Source organism: Streptomyces sp. NPDC002566 (genome assembly GCF_042889585.1).
Classification (GTDB): Bacteria; Actinomycetota; Actinomycetes; order Streptomycetales; family Streptomycetaceae; genus Streptomyces.
Genome location: NZ_JBIARD010000006.1, coordinates 497,011 through 519,636 on the forward strand (window position 1 = coordinate 497,011; position 22,626 = coordinate 519,636).

At 72.7% G+C, this 22,626-nt stretch carries 21 protein-coding genes; 14 read left to right on the forward strand and 7 right to left on the reverse strand.

From position 1 onward, the window contains the following. The first annotated feature begins 42 nt into the window (after positions 1–42). The 6 genes from ACFYXA_RS26415 (at position 43) to ACFYXA_RS26440 (ending at position 6,550) form a co-directional block, all read left to right on the forward strand. A complete protein-coding gene (locus ACFYXA_RS26415; protein ID WP_389037052.1) occupies positions 43–1,113 on the forward strand; it encodes an alpha/beta hydrolase in 1,071 nt (356 codons plus the stop codon). Continuing rightward, complete coding sequence (locus ACFYXA_RS26420; RefSeq protein WP_389037055.1) at positions 1,106–2,290, forward strand: acyltransferase; 1,185 nt, start codon at positions 1,106–1,108, stop codon at positions 2,288–2,290. The genes ACFYXA_RS26415 and ACFYXA_RS26420 overlap by 8 nt, the downstream gene beginning before the upstream one ends. Before the next feature lie 10 nt (positions 2,291–2,300). Next, on the forward strand, positions 2,301–3,776 hold the full coding sequence (locus ACFYXA_RS26425) for a sensor histidine kinase (protein WP_389037058.1): 1,476 nt from the start codon (positions 2,301–2,303) through the stop codon (positions 3,774–3,776). Next, positions 3,773–4,447 (forward strand): response regulator transcription factor, encoded by a 675-nt coding sequence (locus tag ACFYXA_RS26430; RefSeq protein WP_130438619.1) that lies wholly within the window; start codon positions 3,773–3,775, stop codon positions 4,445–4,447. Before ACFYXA_RS26425 ends, ACFYXA_RS26430 begins: the two co-directional genes overlap by 4 nt. Positions 4,448–4,538: 91 nt before the next feature. Further along, positions 4,539–5,888 (forward strand): sensor histidine kinase, encoded by a 1,350-nt coding sequence (locus tag ACFYXA_RS26435; protein WP_389037062.1) that lies wholly within the window; start codon positions 4,539–4,541, stop codon positions 5,886–5,888. After that, positions 5,885–6,550, forward strand: coding sequence for a response regulator (locus tag ACFYXA_RS26440; protein WP_389037065.1), 666 nt, complete (start codon positions 5,885–5,887; stop codon positions 6,548–6,550). The genes ACFYXA_RS26435 and ACFYXA_RS26440 overlap by 4 nt, the downstream gene beginning before the upstream one ends. A 5-nt stretch (positions 6,551–6,555) precedes the next feature. Here ACFYXA_RS26440 and ACFYXA_RS26445 read toward each other — a convergent pair whose 3' ends face one another. Next, positions 6,556–6,978 carry an ATP-binding protein gene (locus ACFYXA_RS26445; RefSeq protein WP_389037068.1) on the reverse strand — a complete coding sequence of 141 codons (423 nt, stop codon included), beginning with the start codon at positions 6,976–6,978 and terminating at the stop codon, positions 6,556–6,558. 195 nt (positions 6,979–7,173) lie between these two features. On the opposite strand from ACFYXA_RS26445, the gene ACFYXA_RS26450 reads away from it, so the two are divergent. From ACFYXA_RS26450 to ACFYXA_RS26460, 3 genes are read left to right on the forward strand one after another with little or no spacing between them, the layout of a single operon-like run. After that, positions 7,174–8,025: a helix-turn-helix domain-containing protein gene (locus tag ACFYXA_RS26450; protein ID WP_389037071.1), complete on the forward strand. Its 852-nt coding sequence runs from the start codon at positions 7,174–7,176 to the stop codon at positions 8,023–8,025. Then, positions 8,025–8,225 carry a DUF397 domain-containing protein gene (locus ACFYXA_RS26455; protein WP_389037074.1) on the forward strand — a complete coding sequence of 67 codons (201 nt, stop codon included), beginning with the start codon at positions 8,025–8,027 and terminating at the stop codon, positions 8,223–8,225. The genes ACFYXA_RS26450 and ACFYXA_RS26455 overlap by 1 nt, the downstream gene beginning before the upstream one ends. Before the next feature lie 9 nt (positions 8,226–8,234). After that, the gene (locus ACFYXA_RS26460; RefSeq protein WP_389037076.1) at positions 8,235–9,440 is read left to right on the forward strand and encodes a cytochrome P450; all 1,206 of its coding nucleotides are present in this window, start codon (positions 8,235–8,237) and stop codon (positions 9,438–9,440) included. 61 nt (positions 9,441–9,501) lie between these two features. Here ACFYXA_RS26460 and ACFYXA_RS26465 read toward each other — a convergent pair whose 3' ends face one another. Further along, the gene (locus ACFYXA_RS26465) at positions 9,502–10,467 is read right to left on the reverse strand and encodes a diacylglycerol kinase (RefSeq protein WP_389037078.1); all 966 of its coding nucleotides are present in this window, start codon (positions 10,465–10,467) and stop codon (positions 9,502–9,504) included. A 242-nt stretch (positions 10,468–10,709) separates the two neighbouring features. On the opposite strand from ACFYXA_RS26465, the gene ACFYXA_RS26470 reads away from it, so the two are divergent. Then, positions 10,710–11,993, forward strand: a complete 1,284-nt coding sequence (locus tag ACFYXA_RS26470; RefSeq protein WP_130438605.1) for an adenylosuccinate synthase — start codon at positions 10,710–10,712, stop codon at positions 11,991–11,993. Between the two features lie 74 nt (positions 11,994–12,067). On the opposite strand, the gene ACFYXA_RS26475 is transcribed toward ACFYXA_RS26470, so the two are convergent. After that, entirely contained in the window at positions 12,068–13,099 is a 1,032-nt protein-coding gene (locus ACFYXA_RS26475) for a medium chain dehydrogenase/reductase family protein (RefSeq protein WP_389037081.1), read from the reverse strand. 111 nt (positions 13,100–13,210) lie between these two features. Between ACFYXA_RS26475 and ACFYXA_RS26480 the strand changes: the two genes are divergently transcribed. After that, entirely contained in the window at positions 13,211–13,975 is a 765-nt protein-coding gene (locus tag ACFYXA_RS26480) for a TetR/AcrR family transcriptional regulator (RefSeq protein ID WP_389037084.1), read from the forward strand. Here ACFYXA_RS26480 and ACFYXA_RS26485 read toward each other — a convergent pair. The 4 genes from ACFYXA_RS26485 to ACFYXA_RS26500 form a co-directional block, all read right to left on the reverse strand. Next, positions 13,968–14,618 carry a hypothetical protein gene (locus ACFYXA_RS26485; RefSeq protein ID WP_130438599.1) on the reverse strand — a complete coding sequence of 217 codons (651 nt, stop codon included), beginning with the start codon at positions 14,616–14,618 and terminating at the stop codon, positions 13,968–13,970. The genes ACFYXA_RS26480 and ACFYXA_RS26485 overlap by 8 nt on opposite strands. Positions 14,619–14,697: 79 nt before the next feature. Next, entirely contained in the window at positions 14,698–17,163 is a 2,466-nt protein-coding gene (locus ACFYXA_RS26490) for a glycosyltransferase (RefSeq protein ID WP_389037088.1), read from the reverse strand. Continuing rightward, positions 17,160–17,861 (reverse strand): GntR family transcriptional regulator, encoded by a 702-nt coding sequence (locus tag ACFYXA_RS26495; RefSeq protein ID WP_352244767.1) that lies wholly within the window; start codon positions 17,859–17,861, stop codon positions 17,160–17,162. The genes ACFYXA_RS26490 and ACFYXA_RS26495 overlap by 4 nt, the downstream gene beginning before the upstream one ends. A gap of 153 nt (positions 17,862–18,014) precedes the next feature. Continuing rightward, positions 18,015–19,370: an aspartate aminotransferase family protein gene (locus ACFYXA_RS26500; protein ID WP_352244768.1), complete on the reverse strand. Its 1,356-nt coding sequence runs from the start codon at positions 19,368–19,370 to the stop codon at positions 18,015–18,017. A gap of 174 nt (positions 19,371–19,544) precedes the next feature. Here ACFYXA_RS26500 and ACFYXA_RS26505 point away from each other — a divergent pair, with 174 nt between their 5' ends. From ACFYXA_RS26505 to ACFYXA_RS26515, 3 genes are all read left to right on the forward strand, one after another. After that, positions 19,545–20,159 (forward strand): DJ-1/PfpI family protein, encoded by a 615-nt coding sequence (locus ACFYXA_RS26505; RefSeq protein ID WP_389037093.1) that lies wholly within the window; start codon positions 19,545–19,547, stop codon positions 20,157–20,159. Continuing rightward, entirely contained in the window at positions 20,156–20,683 is a 528-nt protein-coding gene (locus tag ACFYXA_RS26510) for a MarR family winged helix-turn-helix transcriptional regulator (protein ID WP_389037096.1), read from the forward strand. Before ACFYXA_RS26505 ends, ACFYXA_RS26510 begins: the two co-directional genes overlap by 4 nt. A gap of 78 nt (positions 20,684–20,761) precedes the next feature. Next, positions 20,762–22,612, forward strand: a complete 1,851-nt coding sequence (locus ACFYXA_RS26515) for a serine/threonine-protein kinase (RefSeq protein ID WP_389037099.1) — start codon at positions 20,762–20,764, stop codon at positions 22,610–22,612. The last annotated feature ends 14 nt before the right edge of the window (positions 22,613–22,626 follow it).

The window sequence follows — 22,626 nt, forward strand, 5'->3', positions numbered from 1 at the left end:
GACGCCCGATGCCCGGGCGGCCGGGACGGGAGGGGCGGGGCGATGCAGGCGGACACGAGGCGCGAGCGCAGCCGGAACGACGCGACACCGGAAGCGGAGCCGAGGTCGCGGGAGCCCAGGTCGAGGGGGCCCAGGTCGAGGGGGCCCAGGTCGAGGCTGCCCCGACGCTGCCTGCGCGCCCTCCTCGCCGTCCTGATCACGGCCGCCATAGCGGTCCCCCTTTCCGCCGCGGCCCGCCCCCGCGTCCCCGCCCCGCCGCCCGCCGACCTCGCTCCGCTGACGGCGCAGACCCTGACACAGACCTACGCCGCCAACCGCGCCAACGCCGAGCTGGCGTCGCGGATGGCCGCGGAGCACGGGGACCGTCACCGCGCCGAGGCGGATCACGCGCTGGCCGGTGCTTCCCGAGATCTTCTCGCCTTCGACGGCCGGGGCACGGGCCGCGCGGTCGAGGTCCTCGGCGACCTCGCGGGCGCCGAGCGCGTGGCGATCCTGATACCGGGCTCGGACACCTCGCTCGACACCTACGAACGCTTCCACAGGGCGGCGGCGGCCTTGCACCGAAGCCTTGCCCGGGATTCCGCCGCCGGCCGGCGCACCGCGGTGATCGCCTGGCTCGGCTACACCACTCCCCGCACGGTCAGCACCACGGCGGCCACCGCGGACCGGGCCGAGGAAGCGGCCCCGGTGCTGCGGGAGTTCGTCGACGACCTGCGAGCCGTGACCGGCCCCTCCGCCCACACCAGTCTTCTGTGCCACTCGTACGGCTCGGTCGTGTGCGGCCGCGCCGCCGACGGCCTGGACGTGGACGACATGGTCCTGCTGGGCAGCCCGGGGACGGGCGCGGACTCGGCCGGAGAGCTGGGCACCCGCGCGCGGGTCTGGGCGGCCCGGGGCGCGGACGACTGGGTGGCGGAGGTACCGCATGCCGAGGTCGACCTGTTCGGCACGAAGCTCGGCTTCGGCACCGACCCCATGTCCCTTTCCTTCGGCGCCGACGTCTTCACCGCGGGCCCCGGAGGCCACAGCGACTACTTCCGGCCGGGGTCGGAATCCCTGACCAACATCACCCGGATCGTCCTGGGCCGGACCGAGGAGGTGACCCATGCGTGAACTCCTCCGCCTCACCCCAGCCCCCACGAGGGACCGAGCCACGGACGCCCTCCGGGCCGTCGCGATTCTCGGTGTGATCCTGGGCCACTGGCTGGTGACCGCCCTGGTCGCCTCCCCCGGCGGTGCCCTCCGCGCGGCGAGCCCACTGGCGTCCATGCCCTGGCTGGCCCCCGTCTCCTGGACGTTCCAGACCCTGGCCCTGTTCTTCATGGTCGGCGGCCATGTGGCGACGAGGAGCCGCATCTCGTCACGCGCGCGGGGCGAGACCTACGGCGGCTGGCTGCGCAAACGGCTCGCCCGCCTGTTCACCCCGGTCGCGGCCCTCCTGGCGCTGTGGACGGCGATCGCCGTCTCCCTCCTCCTCGGCGGGGCGACGCCCATCACCGTGCACACCGTGCTGAAGCTGGCGCTGTCCCCGCTGTGGTTCCTGCTGGTGTTCGCGGCGCTGACCGCGGCGACCCCGCTGCTGTCCCGGCTGAACCCCCTGTGGCCGTTGGCCGTCGTCCTCCATGTGGACCTTGTGCGCTTCGGCCTCGGCGGCCCCGCCTGGCTCGGCTGGGTGAACCTGGCGGCCGGCTGGCTCGTGCCGTACACCCTGGGGGCGGCCTGGACGCGCGGCGAGCTGGAACGCCCGCGCGCCGGCTGGGCCTTGCTCGTCGGCGGCGCGGTGACGACCGCGGTGCTCGTCGGCTGGGCGGGCTACCCGGCGTCGATGGTGGGCGTCCCCGGTGCGGCCGTGTCGAACCTCAACCCGCCCACGCTGGCCGCCGTCACCTTCGGCCTCGCCCAGTGCGGTCTGGCCCTTCTGCTGCGCGAGCCTCTGCGCCGGGCGATGGAGAGGCCCCTGGCCTGGACGGCCGTGGCACTGGTGAACCTCTCCACGATGACGCTGTTCCTCTGGCACCAGACGGCCCTGATGGCGACCACCGCCACCGCCCTCCTCGCAGGTCCCCTGCCCGGCCTGCACACCTCCCCGGACGACCCGCACTGGATAGCGGTCCGTTTCCTGTGGCTGCCGGTCTTCGCCCTCGTCCTCGGCGTCTGCTGCGCGGCGTTCCACGGCTTCGAGAGACGAACCGGGAAGCGATCGAGGCGGGTCCGCGGCGGCCGGTCCCGGGTGGTCCACGTCCGGTACCGCTCGGAGACGACGCGAGCCAAGTCGGTCCACGATGCCTAGAGTTGAGCTCATGACCGGCCAGGAGACCAGCAGCGCAGCCGACCGCGCCGCTCCCGCGGCGCCACGCCGGTCCCTCCTCGGCCGCCTGCGCGCAGCGACCGGCGCCATCGGCTCCGGGGGCTCGCCGCGACGGCGCGCGTCGCGCTGGCTGCGGGTGCCTGGGTATGCGGTGGTGTGCTACACCGCTCTGGGCATCGCGTTGATCGGCCTGGAACAGCTCGGCCGGTACAACCTGGAGACGGAGCTCGCGGTGGTGACCGCGTTCGCGCAGGGGGCCGCGGTCGTCGCCGCCCTGTGGCGGCCGGCCTCGGCCTGGGCGCTGTCCCTGGCGGGCACGGTCGTCGCCGCGGTGGCCGCCCGCCCGGTCCTCGTGGGTCATCCGCTCCCGGGGCCCCCGTGGCCCTGGACGCCCACCGAAGTCCTCGCCCACACCATCGTCTTCCTTTTCCTCGCGCTGAAGGTGCGCCGGCGCGTCTCCTTCACGATGCTGCTTGCCACCGCTGTGACGACTTGGGTGCTCCAGGGCCTGATCGGCGGGGCGACCTACACGTCGACGGGCCTCTCCGCCCTCGGGATCTTCATCGCGACGGTCCTCGTCGGCACCGCCTTCCGGGGACTCGGCCAGGCCCGCAGTCAGCTCGTCGAGCAGGAGACGATCACCGCCGAGGAGCGCGGCCGCCGCACACTGCTGGAGGAGCGCAACCGCATCGCCCGTGAACTGCACGACGTGGTCGCCCACCACATGTCGGTGATCTCCATCCAGGCGCAGGTGGCCCCCCACCTGGTGGAGAACCCGTCCGAGGAACTGAAGGAGAACCTCGCCGGGATCCGCCACAACGCCCTGGAGGCGCTGGCCGAACTGCGCCGCGTCCTCGGCGTGCTGCGCTCCGAGAACCCCGAGGACCCCTACGGGCTCGGCGCGGCGGGCACCGGTTCCGCCCCGGCCACCCCGCAGCCCACGCTGGATCGTCTCGACGCGCTCCTGGACAACACCCGGGCCGCCGGGCTGCACGTCGTCGCGGAGATCGAGGGTGAGACGCCGCCGTACCCGCCGGGCGTGCAACTGTCGGCGTACCGGATGGTGCAGGAGGCGCTCAGCAACGTCCTGCGGCACGCGCCCGGGTCGAGTGCGTGCGTACGGATCACGCACGAGCCGCGCGGTCTGCACCTGGAGGTCGTCAACTCCCGCCCGAACGGGTCGGTCCGGCCGTCCCCGGGCGCCGGTCACGGCCTGCTCGGGATGCGGGAGCGGGCCGCGATGCTCGGGGGGCACGTCAGCGCGCACCCGACGCTGCACGGCGGGTTCATGGTCTCCGCCTTCCTCCCGAAGGACGGCGCCGCGCCCCCGCCGGCCGAGGCCGTGGAGCCGTCCGCGGACCTCGAACTGATCTTCCCCGAACCGCGCCGCGCGGTGCCGGAGTTCCCGGCGCCGCCGGCGAGACCGGCGTCCGGGCAGCCGACCACGACAGGAGACGACCTCACATGACGAGCGGGACCATCCGCGTACTGATCGCCGACGACCAGCAGATGGTCCGGCAGGGCTTCACCGTGCTGCTCAACGCGCAGCCCGGCATCGAGGTGGTCGGCCAGGCGGTCGACGGCAAGGACGCCGTCGAGAAGGTCGCGGAACTGGCCCCGGACGTCGTGCTGATGGACATCCGCATGCCGGAGCACAACGGCATCGAGGCCACCGAGCGCATCACCGTCAAGACCCCCGAGATCAAGGTGCTGGTGCTCACCACCTTCGATCTCGACGAGTACGTGTACGACGCGCTGCGCGCCGGCGCGTCCGGGTTCATGCTCAAGGACGCCTCCGCCGAGCAGCTCGCGGAGGCCGTCCGGATCGTCGCGGCCGGTGACGCGCTCCTTGCGCCCGGCGTGACCCGCAAGCTGATCGCCGAGTTCTCCCGGCTGAACGGCTCGCCCCGCACCCCGCTGAAGGAGCGCGTCGGTGATCTCACCGAACGGGAGACGGAGGTCCTCAGCCTCATCGCGCAGGGCCTGTCCAACGCGGAGATCGCCGCGCACCTGTGTGTCGCCGAGCAGACCGTGAAGACCCACGTGGGCCGCATCCTGGTGAAACTGGGCCTGCGCGACCGCACGCAGGCGGCCGTGTTCGCCTACGAGTCGGGCCTTGTCCGCCCCTCCGGATACTGACCCCCGCGACCCGTAGTACTTGAGAGGGACCTCGCAGAACCCCCCTCACTGGTGACGACCGGGACCCCCGCTCCCGCCTACCGTTTTCATCGTGCCCCAGACGACGCAGACGCACTCGACGCCCCCGGACCGCCGGCCCGGCGCCCACCAGCCGCGCAGTCCGGAGTTCAGGGCGGCCGCGGACGCCCTGCGCGGACTGCGTCAGGATCTCTTCCGGAACGCCTTCGCCTACCGTCCGCTGCCTCCCAAGGAACCCGACGGCTTCCTGATCCGCCGGCTGACCGGCCGCAAGCGGGAGTACGCCACCTGGCGGTGGCACGCGGTCGTCGTGGCCCTCGGCGCGCTGGCGGCACTGGTCGTCTCCGTGGACGAGAGTTCCGACGGAATGGGCCTGTTGGGCGCCGCGTTCGTCCTGACGCCGGTGCTGCTGACGCTGGTCCGCCCGGTCGGGGCGTTCTGGCTGTCGCTCCTGTCGAGCTCGCTCGTCGGCGCCATGGGCACGGTGTACGGCATGTGGCCGTGGCTGCCGGGCAGTTTCATCTCCCACCTGACGGTGATGGTGGTGGTGGCCGTGCGCACCCGGCCGCGCACAGCGGCGTGGATGTGGCTGGTGACGGCGGCCTACGGCTTCCTGGCCGAGACGGTGTTCACCGACAGCCACCCCACGGACGTCGAGTCCATGCTGGTCTTCTCCGCGTTCGCCCTGCTCGCCGTCTCCCTCTGGCACATACGCCGGCAGGCCGAGAGGGAGGTGACCGCGCAGCAGACGGTGACCGAGCACGAGCGGTCCCGGCGCACGCTGCTGGAGGAGCGCACCACCATCGCCCGCGAGCTGCACGACGTGGTCGCCCACCACATGTCGGTGGTCGCCATCCAGGCGGAGGCCGCGCCCTACCGGGTGGAGAACCCGCCGCCCGAGCTGGAGAAGGCCTTCGCCACCATCCGGGAGAACGCGGTCGCGGCCTTGACGGAGCTGCGCCGTGTGCTGGGCGTCGTCCGAGCCGAGGACTACGAGGCGCCCGACGCCCCGCAGCCCACCCTGGCCGACCTGGACGGGCTGCTCTCCAATGTGCGGGAGGCGGGCCTGGGCGTCGACAAGACGGTCACCGGGGCGATACGTGAACTCCCGCCGGGTGTCGAGCTGTCGGCGTACCGCATCATCCAGGAGGCGCTGAGCAACACCCTGCGCCACTCTCCGGGCGCGGAGGCCAAGGTGGAGGTCTCCTACGTCCTCGGCGGTCTGGGCCTGCGCATAGTCAACGGTCCGCCGCCGCAGCCGTCCCTGGTGAAGCCCTCGCCCGGCGCGGGACACGGCATCACGGGCATGCGGGAGCGGGTGTCCATGCTGGGCGGTGAGATGACGGCCGAGGCGACAGAGGCCGGCGGTTACGAGGTGGCGGTGTTCCTGCCGGTGCAGGCGACGGGTGAGAGTGGCGCATGACCATACGGGTACTGATCGCGGACGATCAGATGATGGTCCGGGAGGGCTTCTCCGTCCTGCTCAACGCGATGCCGGACATCGAGGTCGTGGGCGAGGCGGTCAACGGCCGGCAGGCGGTGGATCGGGTGCGTGAACTGGCTCCGGACGTCGTCCTGATGGACATCCGCATGCCGGAGCTGAACGGCATAGAGGCGACGCGGGAGATCGTGGCCGCCGACGGCACCGCGAAGGTGCTGGTCCTGACCACCTTCGACCTCGACGAGTACGTGTACCAGGCCCTGCGGGCGGGAGCCTCCGGCTTCCTCCTCAAGGACGCCTCGGCCCGCCAACTCGCCGACGGGGTCAGGGTGGTGGCGGCGGGGGAGGCGCTGCTCGCGCCGTCCGTCACCCGGCGTCTGATCACCGAGTTCTCGAAGCTGTCCGGGGAGCCCCGTCTGCCGCGCACCGCCCAGGCGTCCTACGGCGACCTGACCGAACGGGAGACGGAGGTGCTGGTCCTCATATCCCAGGGGCTGTCGAACGCAGAGATAGCGGAGCGGCTGGTGGTGGCGGAGTCCACGATCAAGACGCATGTGAGCCGGATCCTGGTGAAGCTGGGCCTGCGGGACCGCACACAGGCGGCGGTGTTCGCCTACGAGGCCCGCCTGGTGACACCGGGCTGAGCGCCTCATGCCGCCGTCAGTTCGCACCACACGTACTTGCCGCGGCCGCCGTTCGTGGACTGCGGTTGCCAGCCCCACACCTGTGCGTACGCGCGGACCAGGGCGAGTCCGCGGCCGTTCTCGGCGTCGGTGAGGCGGTCCAGCGGTTTCGGCGTCTTCGGCGGTTCCGTGGGTTCGGGGTCCGCGTCCCAGGCGCCGATACGGAGCACGCCGGCCGACCAGTGGACCCGTAGAGCGGCGGGGCCCTTCGTGTGGCGGACGGCGTTGGAGACCAGCTCCGTGGCGAGCAGCTCCGCCGTGTCGACCAGGCGGATCAGGCCGTGCATGGTCAGGATCAGGCGGAGGGTGCGGCGGCAGATGGTGACGGCGCGGGGATCGTTGGGGATGTGGAGGGAGTACTCCCAGGACTCGGTCTCACATTCGGACATGCGGCAACTCCGGTTCACTGGTGGTGGGGTAAACGGTGGCATCGCCGCGACCGTCGTGGCAGGACGGAGGGGTGCACTTCCGTAGCGTGTGCGGTGCGTCACTGACGGTAGAGGAGTAATTACTCCTCTCGCAACCGGCCCGCGTAGTCTGACGCTCGAACGAGGCATCGCCAAAGGGTTGTTGAGGAGCTACGGATGGCGCCGAGGAGCCACGCCACTGCGCGGCAAGTGCGGCTGGGCACCGAATTGCGTCGCCTGCGGGAGGCCGCGGGCCTGAAGGCACGCGAGGTCGCCGAGCTGCTGAACTCGACCTCGGCCCAGATAAGCCAGGTGGAGCTGGGTCTTTCCGGTGCCAGCGAGGAGCGGGTGCGGCGCCTCGCGGCCCACTACGCGTGCACCGACGAGGCGTTGATCGACGCGTTGGTCGAAATGGCCACCGATCGAACGCGTGGTTGGTGGGAGGAGTACCGGGGAGTGTTGCCCCCGGTGTTCCTGGATGTCTCCGAGGCCGAGCACCACGCGACCTTCATCCGCGAGGTTGTGATCACGCATGTGCCGGGGCTCCTGCAAACCGCCGACTACGCGCGGGCGGTGTTCAGGTACATGCGCCCTGAACTGCCCGACAGTGAGGTCACGCCTCGTGTGGAGCATCGGCTGCGTCGGCGCGTTGTCATCGAGGGGGACGCGCCCACGCCGTACGAGACCATCGTGCACGAGTTCGCCCTGCGGGTCCGCGTAGCGGATCGCCGGGCCTCACTGGATCAACTCCGTTTCATCCTGGGGAAGATCGAGGATGGGCACGCCACAGTACGGGTCATCCCCATCGACCAGGACGGCTTCGGCGGTACCGGAGCGTCGATGATGTATCTGGGCGGGGCGGTACCCATGTTGGACACGGGGCTGCGTGATTCGCCCACGGGTACCGGGTTCATCGACGCAGCAGCCCAACTGGCGCAGCTTCGCACGTTGCTTCGTAGGGTGGAGGAGGCGTCGCTCGATCCGGTGGCGTCGCGGGACTTTATCCACCGACTGGCCAAGGACCTGTGATGAACTGGCGGAAGTCCACCTACTCCGACGGCGGCGATGGCAACACCTGCGTCGAGATCGCGGACGTACCCCCTCGTATAGCCATCCGCGACTCCAAAGCGCCGGCCCGTGCCGCCCTCACCGTCCCCGCCTCCGCCTTCACCGCGTTGATCGACCATCTCAAGGAAGACCCCTGGTCAGAGCCCGGCGCCCCGGGTTAGCGTCCCCGCATGGCTGACTTCGATCCGTGGGACCCGGCGTTCCTGGCCGACCCTTACCCCGCTTACGCCGAGCTGCGGGCCAAGGGGCGTGTGCGGTACTTCGAGGCCACGAACCAGTGGCTCGTGCCGCACCATGCCGATGTGTCCGCGCTGCTCCGGGACCGGCGGCTGGGGCGGACGTATCAGCACCGGTTCACGCACGAGGACTTCGGGCGGACGGCGCCCCCGGCGGAGCACGAGCCGTTCCACACGCTCAACGACCACGGGATGCTCGATCTGGAGCCGCCGGACCACACGAGGATCCGGCGTCTGGTGTCGAAGGCCTTCACGCCGCGGACCGTGGAGCGGCTGAAGCCGTATGTGCGCGAGCTGGCCGGCGAGCTGGTGGACGCGCTCGTCGAGAAGGGCGGCGGAGACCTGCTCACCGATGTCGCCGAGCCGCTGCCGGTCGCCGTCATCGCCGAGATGCTGGGCATCCCCGAGGCGGACCGGGCCCCGCTGCGCCCCTGGTCGGCGGACATCTGCGGGATGTACGAGCTGAACCCGCCGCAGGAGACGGCGGCGAGGGCGGTCCGGGCGTCGGTCGAGTTCTCCGACTATCTGCGGGAGCTGATCGCCGCCCGCCGGGAGGAGCCCGGCGACGACCTGATCTCCGGGCTGATCGCGGCGCACGACGAGGGTGACCGGCTCACCGAGCAGGAGATGATCTCCACCGCCGTCCTGCTGCTGAACGCCGGTCACGAGGCGACGGTGAACGCCACGGTCAACGGCTGGTGGGCGCTGTTCGGCAACGAGGACCAGCTGGCCGCCCTGCGCGCGGACCACTCCCTGGTGCCGTCGGCGGTGGAGGAGTTGATGCGGTACGACACCCCGCTGCAGCTCTTCGAGCGGTGGGTGCTGGACGAGATCGAGATCGACGGCACGGTCCTGCCGAGGGGAGCGGAGATCGCGATGCTGTTCGGCTCCGCCAACCACGACCCGGAGGTGTTCGCCGCCCCCGAGAAGCTGGACCTCACCCGCAAGGACAACCCGCACATCTCCTTCAGCGCCGGCATCCACTACTGCATCGGCGCGCCCCTGGCCCGTCTCGAACTGGCGGCCTCGATGACAGCCCTGCTGGAGAAGGCCCCGACCCTGCGGCCGACGGCCCCTCCGTCCCGCAAACCGAACTTCGTGATCCGGGGGCTGGAGGGACTGGACGTCACGATCGCCTGACGGCCCCAGCCCTCGCCGGCCCCAGTCGGCCACGCCCTGCCCCGCCCTCACCGCCCCGCCCTCACCGCCCCGAGGGCAGGACCAGCCCCAGCGCGCCCTCCCGTACCACCCAGGTGCGTCTGCGGACCGGGCCCGCCACCGTCGCGTCCGTGCCGTAGCGGAAGTCCGCGCCGGTGACGGTGACCGTGCGGCCGCGGGCCTCCAGGGGGGACGCCTCCGCGCCGACCGACAGGGGCCGTACCCGCACCATCGCCGTGCCGGCGGTGTCCGCGGTCACCGAGACGGCCTCCACCGGCTGGTCCAGGTCGACCAGGGTCACCCCGTCCACCTCGACCCGCAGCCGTGCCGGTCCCGGCGGGGGAGGGGGCGACCCGGGGCGGGAGGGCAGAGCGGGGACCAGGGTGCGGACGAAGGACTGGCAGCTCCGCAACCAGGGCCAGGGCCGGACACCCTCACCGGCGCCGCGCCCCCCACCGCCTTCGCCGCGGACGCGGACCCCGCCCCCGCCGTCCTCGCCGGTCTCAAGCTCGTACAGACCCCCGGAGGCGCCACCCCCGCCGCGCACCCCGCCCCGCCCGTCCATCCCCGGCACGGGCGGTATCCGCAGCGCGCCCAGCACCACCCCGTCGCTGTCGTCCACCAGCAGGTCCAGCCGCCGTTCCGCCCCGTCCAGGGCGGCCCGTGCCGCCGCCACCGCGCCCGTGGGCACCCCCAGGGCGTGCGCCACGCCCAGCATGCCGCCCACCGGGACCACCGACAGCACGCACTCCGCCAGCTCCCGCCGCCGGTGCAGCAGCGACACCGCGCGGACCAGCGCCCGGTCGTCCCCGACGACCACCGGCCGCCGCGAACCCCGCCGGGCCAGCACCCGCGCGAACTCCTCCGGCCCTTCCGGCAGACACACCTTCGTACTCGCCGCACCCGCGCTGAGCACGTCTTTCGCTATCCGTACGGACTCTCCGTCCGTCCTCCGGGCGACCGGATCGATGATCACCAGCAGCTGGTCCGGCGTCGCGATAGTCGCCACCTCGGTCCTGCCTCGCTTCCTCGGGTAGCATCTTTGTGCAAGAGCCCCTTGCGCTATTGCGCCAGGGGCTTCGTCTATTCCGGGGCATCCGGGTCCGACGGTGTGCGGCCGACGACGGTCGCGCGGCGGCCAGTGACGGTCGCGGGACCACGACCGAAGAGGGTCGTGGTGCACGCGGTCGCACGCGCCTCCGCGTACGCCCCTGACCCTGGACATGCCCCACCCGGAAGGGGTGTACGCGCGTGCCCGCACTTGTGCTGCTCGGTGCTCAGTGGGGTGACGAAGGCAAGGGGAAGGCGACCGACTTGCTCGGTGGCTCGGTGGACTACGTAGTGCGCTATCAGGGCGGCAACAACGCCGGCCACACGGTCGTCGTGGGCGACCAGAAGTACGCACTCCACCTTCTCCCTTCCGGAATCCTGTCCCCCGGCTGTACGCCGGTCATCGGAAACGGCGTCGTCGTCGACCCGTCGGTCCTGCTCTCCGAGCTGAGCGGTCTGAACGAGCGCGGCGTCGACACGTCGAAGCTGCTGATCAGCGGCAACGCGCACATCATCACCCCGTACAACGTCACTGTCGACAAGGTGACGGAACGCTTCCTCGGAAAGCGCAAGATCGGCACAACCGGTCGCGGCATCGGCCCCACCTACGCCGACAAGATCAACCGCGTGGGTATCCGTGTGCAGGACCTGTACGACGAGTCGATCCTCACCCAGAAGGTGGAGGCGGCGCTCGACGTCAAGAACCAGCTGCTGACGAAGCTGTACAACCGCCGCGCGATCGCCGTCGACCAGGTCGTCGAGGAGCTGCTGGGCTACGCGGAGAAGCTCCGGCCGTTCGTCGCCGACACCGTCCTGGTCCTGAACCAGGCACTGGAGGACGACAAGGTCGTCCTGTTCGAGGGCGGTCAGGGCACGCTCCTCGACATCGACCACGGCACGTACCCCTTCGTCACCTCCAGCAACCCGACCGCCGGCGGCGCCTGCACCGGCGCCGGCGTCGGCCCGACGAAGATCAGCCGGGTCATCGGCATCCTCAAGGCGTACACGACCCGTGTGGGCGCCGGCCCGTTCCCGACGGAGCTGTTCGACGAGGACGGCGAGGCGCTGCGCCGCATCGGCGGCGAGCGGGGCGTCACCACCGGCCGTGACCGCCGCTGCGGCTGGTTCGACGCGGTCATCGCCCGCTACGCGACCCGCGTGAACGGCCTGACCGACTTCTTCCTCACCAAGCTCGACGTCCTCACCGGCTGGGAGCAGATCCCGGTCTGCGTGGCGTACGAGATCGACGGCAAGCGCGTCGAGGAGCTCCCCTACTCGCAGACGGACTTCCACCACGCGAAGCCGGTCTACGAGACCCTCCCGGGCTGGTCCGAGGACATCACCAAGGCGAAGTCGTTCTCCGACCTGCCGAAGAACGCGCAGAACTACGTCAAGGCGCTGGAGGAGATGTCCGGCGCCCCGATCTCCGCGATCGGCGTGGGCCCCGGCCGGGACGAGACGATCGAGATCAACTCCTTCCTCTGACCGTCCGCTTTGAGCACGCGTGTGCCCCTGACCGGCGACCCCGGCCAGGGGCACACGCATGTCAGGGGCAGGCGCTAAGGGGTGAGCACGACCTTCCCGGCGACCGTGCCCGACTCCGCCAGCCGCAGGGCCTCGGCCACGCGGGCGAGGGGGAGGCGGGCGGCGATCCGCGGGGTGATCTCCCCGCGCTGGAGCGCCGCGAAGACCTCGCTGAGGTCGGCGCGCAGCCGGGCCCGGAACCGGGTCCCGGAGAGGGCCCGCCCGGCCCAGACGTTGAAGAAGTACGCGCGGCGGCGGTTGGGCAGCGCGTTCCACAGCCACACCCGGCCCAGCAGCTTGAGCACCGGCGCCTGCTTCGAGCCCTCCGCGTCCCGGGTGGAGGCGCTGCCGTAGGAGACGAGCGTGCCCCCGGGGGCCAGCAGCCGCCAGGAGTCGACGATGCCGGCTCCGCCGACGTGGTCGAACACGGCGTCCACCCCGCCCGGGGCGAGGGCGCGGATGCGTGCGGCCAGGTCCTCGGCGCGGTAGTCGACGGGGGTCACGCCCTGCTCGCGCAGCGCGTCGTGATGGCGTGCCGACGCGGTGCCGATCACCCTCGCGCCGGCGGCCAGGGCCAGTTGGACCAGGACGGAGCCGACGCCGCCGTTGGCGCCGTGCACGACGACGGTCTGCCCGGGGCGGACCCGCGCCTTGCGGTGCAGCATCTGCCAGGCGGTGACGCCGTTGACGACCAGGGTCTCCGCCTCCGCCGCGCCGACGCCTGCAGGCACGGGCACCGCGTCCGCCGCGTCGACGACCACATGGCTGGCCCAGCCGCCGACCTTGACCAGCGCGGCCACGCGGGTGCCGGCGAGGTGGGGGTCGACGCCCTCGCCGGTCGCGGTGACGACGCCGACGAGGTCGTAGCCGGGGACGAACGGGAACGGCGGCTGGTCGTAGTACCGGCCGCGTCGCATCTGCTGCTCGGCGAAGGAGACGCCGGTCGCCTCCATCCGGATCACGACCTGCCCGCGCCCTGGGGCGGGGACGGCCCCGTGCCGGACCTGGAGCCCCTCGGGCTCGACCTTGCCCGGCAGGACGACCTCGACGAGTCCTTCGGCGTTCATGACGGCCTCCACGGCGCTGGTCGCTCGACCGCTAGTCGGCCTCGCGTTCGTTATAAGTTCTAACTCATCGCGAAAGGGAGTGTCAATAACGTCAGTGATAGCCTCTAACGCATGTTGGACACGGAGAACACGAAGAGTCCGCGTGAGCGCTACCGGGCCCAGGTGCGCGCGGAGGTCAAGGAACGGGCGTGGGAGCAGATCGCCGCGGCGGGGGCCTCAGCGCTCTCCCTCAACGCGATCGCCAAGAAGATGGGGATGAGCGGGCCCGCGCTGTACCGCTACTTCGGCAGCCGCGACGAGTTGATCACCGAGTTGATCAGGGACGCCTACCGCAGCCTCGCCGACACCTTCCACGCGGCGGCCGCCGTCGCGGCGGCGGAGTCCGCCGAGGTCTCGAGGACCGCCGAGACCACCGAAATCGCAGGTGCAGCGGAGACCGGTGAACCCGCCGGACCCGCTCGGCCGCGCAGGCCCGGGGAGCCCGGTGAGCCCGCTCTGGCGACGCTCGCGCACGCCCTGCGCGGCTGGGCCCTCGCCGACCCCCAGCGGTACTTCCTCGTCTACGGCACGCCCGTCCCCGGCTATCACGCGCCCGACGACATCACCGTGATCGCGTCCGAGATCATGGCCGTCCTGCTCGACGCGTGCGCCGCACTGCCGCAGTCCGGGCCGGCGACGCCCTTCGACGAGCATCTCGCCGACCACCGCGACTGGGCGGCCGGCCACCCCGCCCCGCCCGCCGCCCTCCATCGCGCGACGGCCTTCTGGACCCGCCTGCACGGCGTGCTGTCCCTGGAGCTGGCGGGCCACTTCACCGGCATGGGCCTCGACCCCGCGCTGCTCTTCGCCGCGGAACTGGAGGACCTGCTCAGCTGAAGACGATCATCGACCCCTGGGCGAGGCTCCGCGTCGCCGCCGCGTGCAGCCCGAGCCACACGTGCCGTTCGCGGGCGAAGGGGCTCGGGTCGTACGGCGCCGGCACGGCGGGCTCCTCCAGCTCGGTCGGAGCCGAGGGCGGCTGCGGCGCGGCCGGCGGGTTGGCGGGGTCGATGCCGATCGACGGGGCCACCTTCTCCAGCTCCCGCAACAGGGACTGGGCGGAGCCCAACGGGCCGCCGCCGGCGAGGAGTTCGTCGTTGGACAGCGGCTGCGGGAAGTCGACGGGGACGTACGCGCCCGCGTGGTCGTAGTGCCAGACCAGGTGGGACTGCTGGGCCGTGGCCTCGAACATCTCCAGGAGCTGTTCGTAGTCGCCGCCGAGCGCGTCGACGGGGGTCACGGGCAGGCCGCACACCTGGAGCAGATAGGCGCGGCGCAGGAAGTGCAGGGCGTCGTAGTCGAAGCCGGCCACCGGGGCGACGTCCCCGGACAGGCCCGGCATGTACTGGTAGACCGGCACGGGCGGGAGGCCCGCCTCGGCCAGCACCTTGTTGTACTGCGCGAGCTCCTCCGCGAACGGGTTGTCAGGGGTGTGGCACAACACGTCGACGAGCGGTACCAGCCACAGGTCACAGGCCAAAGAGGGCTCCTCACCTAACGGGTTCGTCGTCGGTCTCGTCTACTTCCCGGTCTGCGAAGAGTAGTCGGTACGACCTGCGTCAGCTCCCTCCGTGCAGGTCCCATACCCACACGCCGTCCACCCACTGCGCGGGCCGGCCCACCAGCTTGTCCACCGTGGCCCGCAGCACCGCGTCGCGCGGCTGCGGGACGAGCACCAGCGCGCCCGCCTTCCAGTGGGCGAGGTCCCGCCGGGCCTCGGCGCGGGCGCGGTCGTCGATCACCTGGGCGACGCCGGTGTCCCGCACGTCCTTGAGCAGGCTCGCCGTGAAGTTCAGCGGGACGCCGTAGACGCCGCTGCGGTCGCCGTCGCCGTAGGGGCCGTTGAAGTAGCCGCCCGGCATGCGGAAGCCGAGGCCGGCCTCGGTCTGCCAGTGCAGGGCCTCGGCGGCCTGCGGGTCGGGCAGCGGCACCGGGACCAGGGTCTCGCCGGGGCTGACGTACGGCTTGAAGGAGCCGTCGGTGAAGAAGGCGGGCGTCGCGGCGCGCGGTTGGGACTTCAGCGGGGCCGGGACGAGGGGCAGCAGGGCGAGGCAGACGGCCAGCAGGCCGACGTACTGCGTGCCCAGGGAGCGGGCCGTGGCCAGCCGGCCGACGGCGAGCGCGAGGAGCATGCCGAGGGCGGGTGCGCAGATCAGCGCGACCCGGCTGACGATGACCGATTCGAGGAGCGGGAGGCCGGCGAGCGGTGCCCAGGGGCCGGGGATCTCCGCGCCGCTGAGCGGGACGTGGATGCGCGGGCCCAGGGAGAGGACCGCGGCGACGGCCGCCGTGCAGGCCAGCGCGCGGGCCGCCGGCTGCCGCCACAGCCGTACCGTGACGGCGAGGGCGAACAGGAGCAGGGGCCAGCCGTAGAACGCGTTCTGTTCGGTGGGGTTGAGGGAGAGCGCGGCGGCGCGGTCGGCGTCCCCGGCGATCAGGGAGCGTTCGGCGAAGGTGAGCAGGGCCCGCACGGAGTTGGCGGCGGCGGGCCCGTGCTCGATGTGCGTGTAGCTCTGCGGTCCGGAGAACTGCCATGCCAGCGGGTAGACGACGAGCGGGAGGCAGACGGCGGCGGCGACGGCGAGGCCGCCGAGCAGCGGCCGCGCGACCAGGCGGGCCACGTCGGGGCGCACGGCGGCGTAGGCGAGGGCGAAGACCAGCATGCCGAGGGCGGCCAGCAGCAGCGCCTCCTCGCCGAGGAACAGCTGGTAGGCCGTCATCAGGCCGAGGACCACCGCGTCCCGGGTGCGCCGGCCGCCCGCCTCGCACAGCCGCAGCGCCCGGTCGACGATCAGCGGGATCATGAACAGGACGACGAAGTTGGGGTGCGCGTTGGCGTGGCTGACCATCGGCGGGGCGAAGGCGGCCAGGGCGGCCCCGGCGAACGCGGCCCCGCGCTGGCGGACCAGCCGGCGCACGATGAGCCAGTACCAGGCGCCGGCGGTGGCGGCGAGGCCGAGGGTCATCACCAGGTTGAGGGTGACGGCCGGGCCGAGCAGGAGGGTGAGCGGGGTGAGCGGCACCGACAGGCCGGGCATGGCGGTGTTGGCCATCAGGTTCACGCCGTCGGGGGCGCCCTGCAGATCGCTGAAGAACGGGTTGCGCAGACGGGCCACGTTGTCGGCGGTCACCGCGAAGAACCATTCCCACTGGTTCTGGTCCTGGAGCGAGTCGGTGAGGTAGCGGCGGGCGGGGTCGAAGAAGCGCCCGGAGTACAGCGCGACGGCCATGGACAGGAAGAGCGCCGCGGCGAACGTGTCGGCGAATCCGGGCAGCCGGACGCGGATGCGGACGAGGTCGCGCAGCACCCGCGGGTAGTCCAGCGGGCGGACCTTGGAGCCGTGCTGGTGCGACCAGTGCACGGGCACCTCGGCGATCGGCCAGCCGGAGAGCCGGAAGTGCCGCAGGACTTCCACGTCGATGGCCCAGCCGTCCATCCGGGAGGCGGCGAACGCGGCGCGCGCCTTGTCGCCGTCGAACAGCTTGAACCCGCACTGGGTGTCGCGTATCCCGCGCAGGGTGGTCGCGCGGATGAGCAGGTTCCCGGCGGCGCCGAGGAACTCGCGGAAGCGGTGCTGGCGGTCGCCGAGCGTCGCGCCCGCCACGGCGCGGGAGCCGACGGCGGCCGCGTGTCCCTGGGCGAGGGCCCGGTCCAGTCGCTCCAGCTCCTCGACGGGCGCGGCGAGGTCGGCGTCGGTGACCAGGACGCGGCGGCCCCGGCTCGCGGCGACGCCGAGGCGCAGGGCCGCGCCCTTGCCGCGGTTGCGGGGGCTGGTGACGAGCCGCAGCCGCGGGTCGCGGCGCAGGGTGACGATCTCGCGGGTGGCGTCGGTGGAGCCGTCGTCGGCGATGACGATCTCCCAGGAGCCCCGGCGGTGTGCGGTCGCCCGGAGGTAGCGCGTCACGGCGTCGAGGGTGGGGCCCAGCCGGCGTTCCTCGTTGTAGGCGGGGATGACGACGGAGAGGTCGACGACCGCCTGCGAGGAGTACGTCTCCCTCGTGCCGCCTGGGGCCGTTCCCCTCATTCGGCGGCCAGCCGCTCGATCAGGGCGACCGAGTGGGCGTTGTAGGCGTCGAGGAGTGAGCGGGCGGCGGTGGTGTCGCGGTGATACAGGGCGTCGACCAGTTCCCTGTGTCCGGCCCACAGGTGGCCGCGGAGTTCGCTGAGCCGCCGCAGATGCTGCACCAGGCACACCCAGGACTGCAGCCGCAGCCGGTGCAGGAAGTCGGCGAGATAGGGGTTGCCGAACAGTGAGCTGAGCTCGCGCCAGAAGCGCAGGTCGTAGCCGATGAGGACGGTGAGGTCGCCGGCGGCGGCGGCGCGCTGGGCCTCCTCGCCGCGGCGGCGCACGCCCGCGACGGCGGCGGCTATGCGCGGGTCCTCGGGGTTCTTGAAGCCCTGGCGGCCCTCGTCCAGGGCGAGGAACATGCCCTCGATGATCAGGCTGCGCGCCTCGATCATGCCGCGGAAGTCCTCGACGGAGTACTCGTGGACGCGGAAGCCGCGGTGCTGGTCGGCCTCCAGAAGGCCCTGCGCCGACAGGTCCACGAGTGCTTCGCGGACCGGGGTGGCGGAGACGCCGTACTGCTCGGCTATCTCCTTCACCGTGAACTCCTGGCCCGGCTGGAGCCGGCCCGCCAGCACCTCGTCGCGAAGCGCGTCGGCGATCTGCTGCCGCAGGGTGCTGCGGGTCACGGCGCCGGTGCCGCTGCTGCCGGGCATGGTCGGGGCTTCTCCCTCGTCGCGGTGCGGTGGCGTGCTCGTACGCCTCGTTCGTACTCCAATACGAGCACGCCACCTTACGCGTTCGACGCGTTCGGGATCCGGTGTGCGGACGGTCCTCGCCGTCCGCCGTCCGGCCGGGGAGCGGTGTCCCTACACGGTGTGTTCGTCGGCCGCCGACAGCGCCGTGTCCAGCGCCGCCAGGCCCTCCTTCAGCTCGGCCTCGCTCGCGTTGCAGGGCGGCACGAAGTGGGTGCGGTTCATGTTCACGAACGGCCACACGCCGGCCTTCTTGGCGGCGGCGCTGAAGGCGAGCATCGGCGCGTTGGCCTCGCCGGAGGCGTTGTAGGGGACCAGCGGCTCGCGGGTCTCGCGGTCGCGCACCAGCTCGATCGCCCAGAACATGCCGGCGCCGCGCACCTCGCCCACGCTGGGGTGGCGCTCGGCGAGCTGCCGCAGGCCGGGCTCCACGACGCTCTCGCCCAGGCGCCGGGCGTTGTCGACGACGCCCTCCTCGGCCATCACCTCGATGGTGGCGACGGCGGCGGCGCAGGCCAGCGGGTGCCCGGAGTAGGTCAGGCCGCCGGGGTAGGGCCGCTTGCCGAAGGTCTCCGCGATCCGGCCGGAGATGGCCACACCGCCGAGCGGCACATAGCCGGAGTTCACGCCCTTGGCGAAGGTCATCAGGTCGGGCGTGACGTCGAACAGGTCGGCGGCGAACCACTCGCCGGTGCGTCCGAACCCGGCCATGACCTCGTCGAGGACGAAGACGATGCCGTGCCGGTCGCAGAGTTCGCGCACCCCGGCCAGGTAGCCGGGCGGCGGGACCATGATGCCGGCGGTGCCCGGAATGGTCTCCAGGACGATCGCGGCGACGGTGCCGGGCCCCTCGAAGGCGATCGTCGTCTCCAGGTGCTCCAGCGCCCGGGCGCACTCCTGCTCCTCGGTCTCGGCGTAGAAGCGGGAGCGGTACAGGTACGGCGCCCAGAAGTGCACGACGCCGGCGGAGGCGCTGTCGGAGGCCCAGCGGCGGGGGTCGCCGGTGATGTTGACGGCCTGCTGGGTGCCGCCGTGGTACGAGCGGTACGCCGAGAGCACCTTGGTGCGGCCGGTGTGCAGCCGGGCCATGCGGACGGCGTGCTCGACGGCGTCGGCGCCGCCGTTGGTGAAGAAGATCTTGTCGAGGTCGCCGGGGGTGCGCTCGGCGATCAGCCGGGCCGCCTCGGAGCGGGCCTCGACGGCGAAGGCGGGCGCGAAGGTGGTGAGCTTCGCGGCCTGCTCCTGTATCGCGGCGACGACCTTCGGGTGCTGGTAGCCGATGTTGGTGAAGACGAGCCCGCTGCTCAGGTCGAGGTAGCGGTTGCCGTCGTAGTCCCAGAAGTAAGACCCCTGGGCGCCGGCCACGGCGAGCGGGTCGATGAGCTCCTGGGCGGACCAGGAGTGGAAGACGTGCGCGCGGTCCGCGGCCTTCACGGCGGCGCCGGCCTGGGGGTGGGGCTGAGGGGTCATGCGGGCGAGCGTAAATGTCCGGGATGCGGAACCGGTATCGGCGTCCTGTCTGCCGAGTGAGGGTTTCCGCGACAGGTTGTCGGGCGTCGGGACGGCCGTAACCATGCTTGACAGCATGCTGCCTAATGGGCAGCATGCTGTCATGACCTTGTTAGGCCGCCCCGAGGAGGACTCATGAGCGCCCCCGCCCGCAAGCCCGTGCACCTCGCCGTCTACGACACCCTCGCCGACTGGGAGACGGGACACGCGACGGCGTACCTCGCCCGCGCCGGCTACCCGGTGCGCACGGTCGGCCCGTCCACGGCACCCGTCACAAGCATCGGCGGCCTGCGGATCCAGCCCGACCTGGCCCTGGCCGACCTCCGCCCCGAGGACAGCGCGCTGCTGATCCTGCCGGGCGCCGACCTGTGGGACACCTCGCAGGACCTCGCGCCCTTCGCCCGTGCCGCCCGCGCCTTCCTGGACGCCGGCACGCCCGTCGCCGCGATCTGCGGCGCCACCGCCGGGCTCGCCCGCGAGGGCCTGCTCGACGACCGGGCCCACACCGGCGCCGTCTCCTTCTACCTCGCCGCGACCGGCTACGGCGGCGGCGAGCACTACACCGACGCGGACGCGGTCACCGACCGGGGGCTGATCACCGCCGGGCCCACCGAACCCGTCGCCTTCGCCCGCGAGATCCTCGGTCTGCTCGGCGTGTACGAGGGGGAGGTGCTGGACGCCTGGTACCGGCTGTTCCACGACTCCGACGCGCAGGCGTACGACGTGCTGGAGAAGGCGGCCGCGCGGTGAGCGTCGGACGACAGGACCTGCTCAGCCGGAGCGCGCTCGGCGTCTTCCGGCTGAACGGCCGGTTCCTCGCGGTGGCCGAGGAGCTGGCCCGGCCGTCCGGGCTCACCGCCGCCTGGTGGCAGGTGCTCGGAGCGGTGCTCGGCGAACCGCTGCCGGTGTCGGGGATCGCCCGCGCGATGGGCATCACGCGGCAGAGCGTGCAGCGCGTCGCCGACCTGCTGGTCGACCGGGGCCTCGCCGAGTACCGGCCCAACCCCGCCCACCGGCGCGCCAAGCTGCTCGCGCCGACGGCTCAGGGGCGGGCCGCGGTGGCCCGCATCGACCCCCAGCACGCGGCCTTCGCCGACCGGCTGGCGGAGGCGTTCGGGGAGGCGGAGCTCGCCGAGGCCGTACGCGTCCTGGAACGGCTGTCCGTGGTGCTGGACGCGCTGGAACCGGGGGCGCCGGACGCTCTGGAGCCGGGGACGCCGGACGCGCTGGAGCCCGGGGACACGCCGGAGTCTCCGCCCGTTATGGAACCGTAGGCCCCGTCCCCCGCGACTCCCCGAACGGCCGGATTATCCTCGGCTCGATCACATCTGTGGGGGAGAGGCGGGGCGGCCATGGAGAAGCTGGGCGCGGGGGATCCGCAGCGCATCGGCGGCTACCGGCTGCTCGCGCGGCTGGGCGCCGGCGGCATGGGCCAGGTCTACCTGGCCCGCTCCGACCGCGGACGGACCGTCGCCGTGAAGCTGGTCCGGCCGGAGCTGGCGGCGCGCGAGGAGTTCCGGGCGCGGTTCCGCCAGGAGGTGCGCAACGCCCAGCGGGTCGGCGGGTTCTGGACGGCGCCCGTCCTCGACGCCGACACCGAGGCCGCCGTGCCCTGGGTCGCCACCGGGTACGTCGCCGGGCCGAGCCTCCAGCAGGTCGTCGGGCATGACCACGGCCCGCTGCCCGAGCGCTCGGTGCGCATCCTCGCCGCCGGGCTCGCCCACGCGCTGGCCAACATCCACGCGGCCGGGATCGTCCACCGCGACCTCAAGCCGTCCAACGTGATGGTCACCATCGAGGGGCCCCGCGTCATCGACTTCGGCGTGGCGCGGGCGCTGGAGACGGTCGCCGGGGACGACGGCCTCACCCGCACCGGCGCGGTGGTCGGCTCGCCCGGGTTCATGTCCCCGGAGCAGGTGCGCGGCGAGCGGATCACCCCGGCGTGCGACGTGTTCTGCCTCGGCTCCGTCCTCGTCTACGCGGCCACCGGCAGGCTGCCCTTCGGCACCGCGGACAACGGGGCGCACGCGCTGATGTTCCGCATCGCCGAGGAGGAACCCGACCTCACCGGCCTGCCCGAGGGCATCGCCGACCTGGTCCGCGGCTGTCTGCGCAAGGACCCGGACGCCCGTCCTTCGCTGGAGTGGATCCTCCGGCGCACCCGCGCCGACGAGACCGTCGCCGACGGCCGGTCCCGCGACCCGTGGCTGCCGGGCGCCCTGGTGGCGCAGCTGGGCCGGCACGCGGTCCGCCTCCTGGAGACGGAGAACCCCGAGACGCCACCGGCCCACACCGGCCCCCGCAGCGAGCCGCTTCCCCCGGGGCCCGTCCCCACCGTGCCCGCCGAAGGCTCCGCGGGTCGGTCCGGTTCCGGGACGGGAGGCGAGCCGGGCTGGGAGCCGGGGGCCGGGGCAGCCGGTGTCGTCGGCGCCGCTGCGGGGGGTCAGGCCGGCGTGCCGGCCCACCCCGCCTACGGTCACCCCGCCCAGCACCCCCACCCCGCGCCCGGCTACGGCTACCCCCCGCCGCAGCCGGCCCCGTACAACCCGTACGCCGACGGTCCCGGCCCCACCGCCGTGGCCCCCCAGAACCATTACGACGCCGACGGCGGCGACGAGCCCTCGGAGCCGCCCCGCCGCAGCCGCCGCGCCGGCGCACTGCTCGTCACCGTCGCCGCGGTGGTCGCGCTCGCCGCCGGGGGCTCGGTGTATGCGCTGATGGACGGCGACGACGGGGCGACGTCCGACGCGCGCCCCGGCGCGTCCCCCTCCCCGGCCGCAGCGGGCGTGACAGCCCCCAAGACGTCCGGGGAGCCGACGGCGACGCCCTCCGCGTCCGCCTCGTCCAGCCCGGGGGAGGGCGCGGTCCCCGAGGCCTATCTCGGGACCTGGTCCGCCACCATCGACAACGCGAGCGGCGCCAACTCCCGCCGCCTCACGCTCACTCAGGGGCAGGTGGGCGACGACGTCCTCAAGCTGGTCGCCGACGGGGACGGCTACCACTGCGAGTTCACCGCGGACCTCGCCCGCAAGCCCGTGGACGACGGCCCGTTGGCCATAGGCCCGTCCACGGTCACCACGGGAGAGCCGCTCTCCTCCTGCACCCCGGGCGCCCCCACCGAGGTCACCCTCCTCCCCGACGGCCGGCTGCAACGCCTCAACCGGAGCACCGGCGAGAAGCTGACGTACACCCGCGCCGGCTGAGAACCGCCGGCCGC

What these genes read in the sequence shown, in the direction of transcription:
- ACFYXA_RS26495 (WP_352244767.1), bottom strand. Translation starts at nt 17,861, where the DNA reads ATGCCCGGCAGCAGCGGCACCGGCGCCGTGACCCGCAGCACCCTGCGG.
- ACFYXA_RS26455 (WP_389037074.1), top strand. Translation starts at nt 8,025, where the DNA reads ATGAACTGGCGGAAGTCCACCTACTCCGACGGCGGCGATGGCAACACC.
- ACFYXA_RS26445 (WP_389037068.1), bottom strand. Translation starts at nt 6,978, where the DNA reads ATGTCCGAATGTGAGACCGAGTCCTGGGAGTACTCCCTCCACATCCCC.
- ACFYXA_RS26425 (WP_389037058.1), top strand. Translation starts at nt 2,301, where the DNA reads ATGACCGGCCAGGAGACCAGCAGCGCAGCCGACCGCGCCGCTCCCGCG.
- ACFYXA_RS26515 (WP_389037099.1), top strand. Translation starts at nt 20,762, where the DNA reads ATGGAGAAGCTGGGCGCGGGGGATCCGCAGCGCATCGGCGGCTACCGG.
- ACFYXA_RS26415 (WP_389037052.1), top strand. Translation starts at nt 43, where the DNA reads ATGCAGGCGGACACGAGGCGCGAGCGCAGCCGGAACGACGCGACACCG.
- ACFYXA_RS26420 (WP_389037055.1), top strand. Translation starts at nt 1,106, where the DNA reads ATGCGTGAACTCCTCCGCCTCACCCCAGCCCCCACGAGGGACCGAGCC.
- ACFYXA_RS26430 (WP_130438619.1), top strand. Translation starts at nt 3,773, where the DNA reads ATGACGAGCGGGACCATCCGCGTACTGATCGCCGACGACCAGCAGATG.
- ACFYXA_RS26500 (WP_352244768.1), bottom strand. Translation starts at nt 19,370, where the DNA reads ATGACCCCTCAGCCCCACCCCCAGGCCGGCGCCGCCGTGAAGGCCGCG.
- ACFYXA_RS26490 (WP_389037088.1), bottom strand. Translation starts at nt 17,163, where the DNA reads ATGAGGGGAACGGCCCCAGGCGGCACGAGGGAGACGTACTCCTCGCAG.
- ACFYXA_RS26505 (WP_389037093.1), top strand. Translation starts at nt 19,545, where the DNA reads ATGAGCGCCCCCGCCCGCAAGCCCGTGCACCTCGCCGTCTACGACACC.
- ACFYXA_RS26440 (WP_389037065.1), top strand. Translation starts at nt 5,885, where the DNA reads ATGACCATACGGGTACTGATCGCGGACGATCAGATGATGGTCCGGGAG.
- ACFYXA_RS26460 (WP_389037076.1), top strand. Translation starts at nt 8,235, where the DNA reads ATGGCTGACTTCGATCCGTGGGACCCGGCGTTCCTGGCCGACCCTTAC.
- ACFYXA_RS26450 (WP_389037071.1), top strand. Translation starts at nt 7,174, where the DNA reads ATGGCGCCGAGGAGCCACGCCACTGCGCGGCAAGTGCGGCTGGGCACC.
- ACFYXA_RS26475 (WP_389037081.1), bottom strand. Translation starts at nt 13,099, where the DNA reads ATGAACGCCGAAGGACTCGTCGAGGTCGTCCTGCCGGGCAAGGTCGAG.
- ACFYXA_RS26480 (WP_389037084.1), top strand. Translation starts at nt 13,211, where the DNA reads ATGTTGGACACGGAGAACACGAAGAGTCCGCGTGAGCGCTACCGGGCC.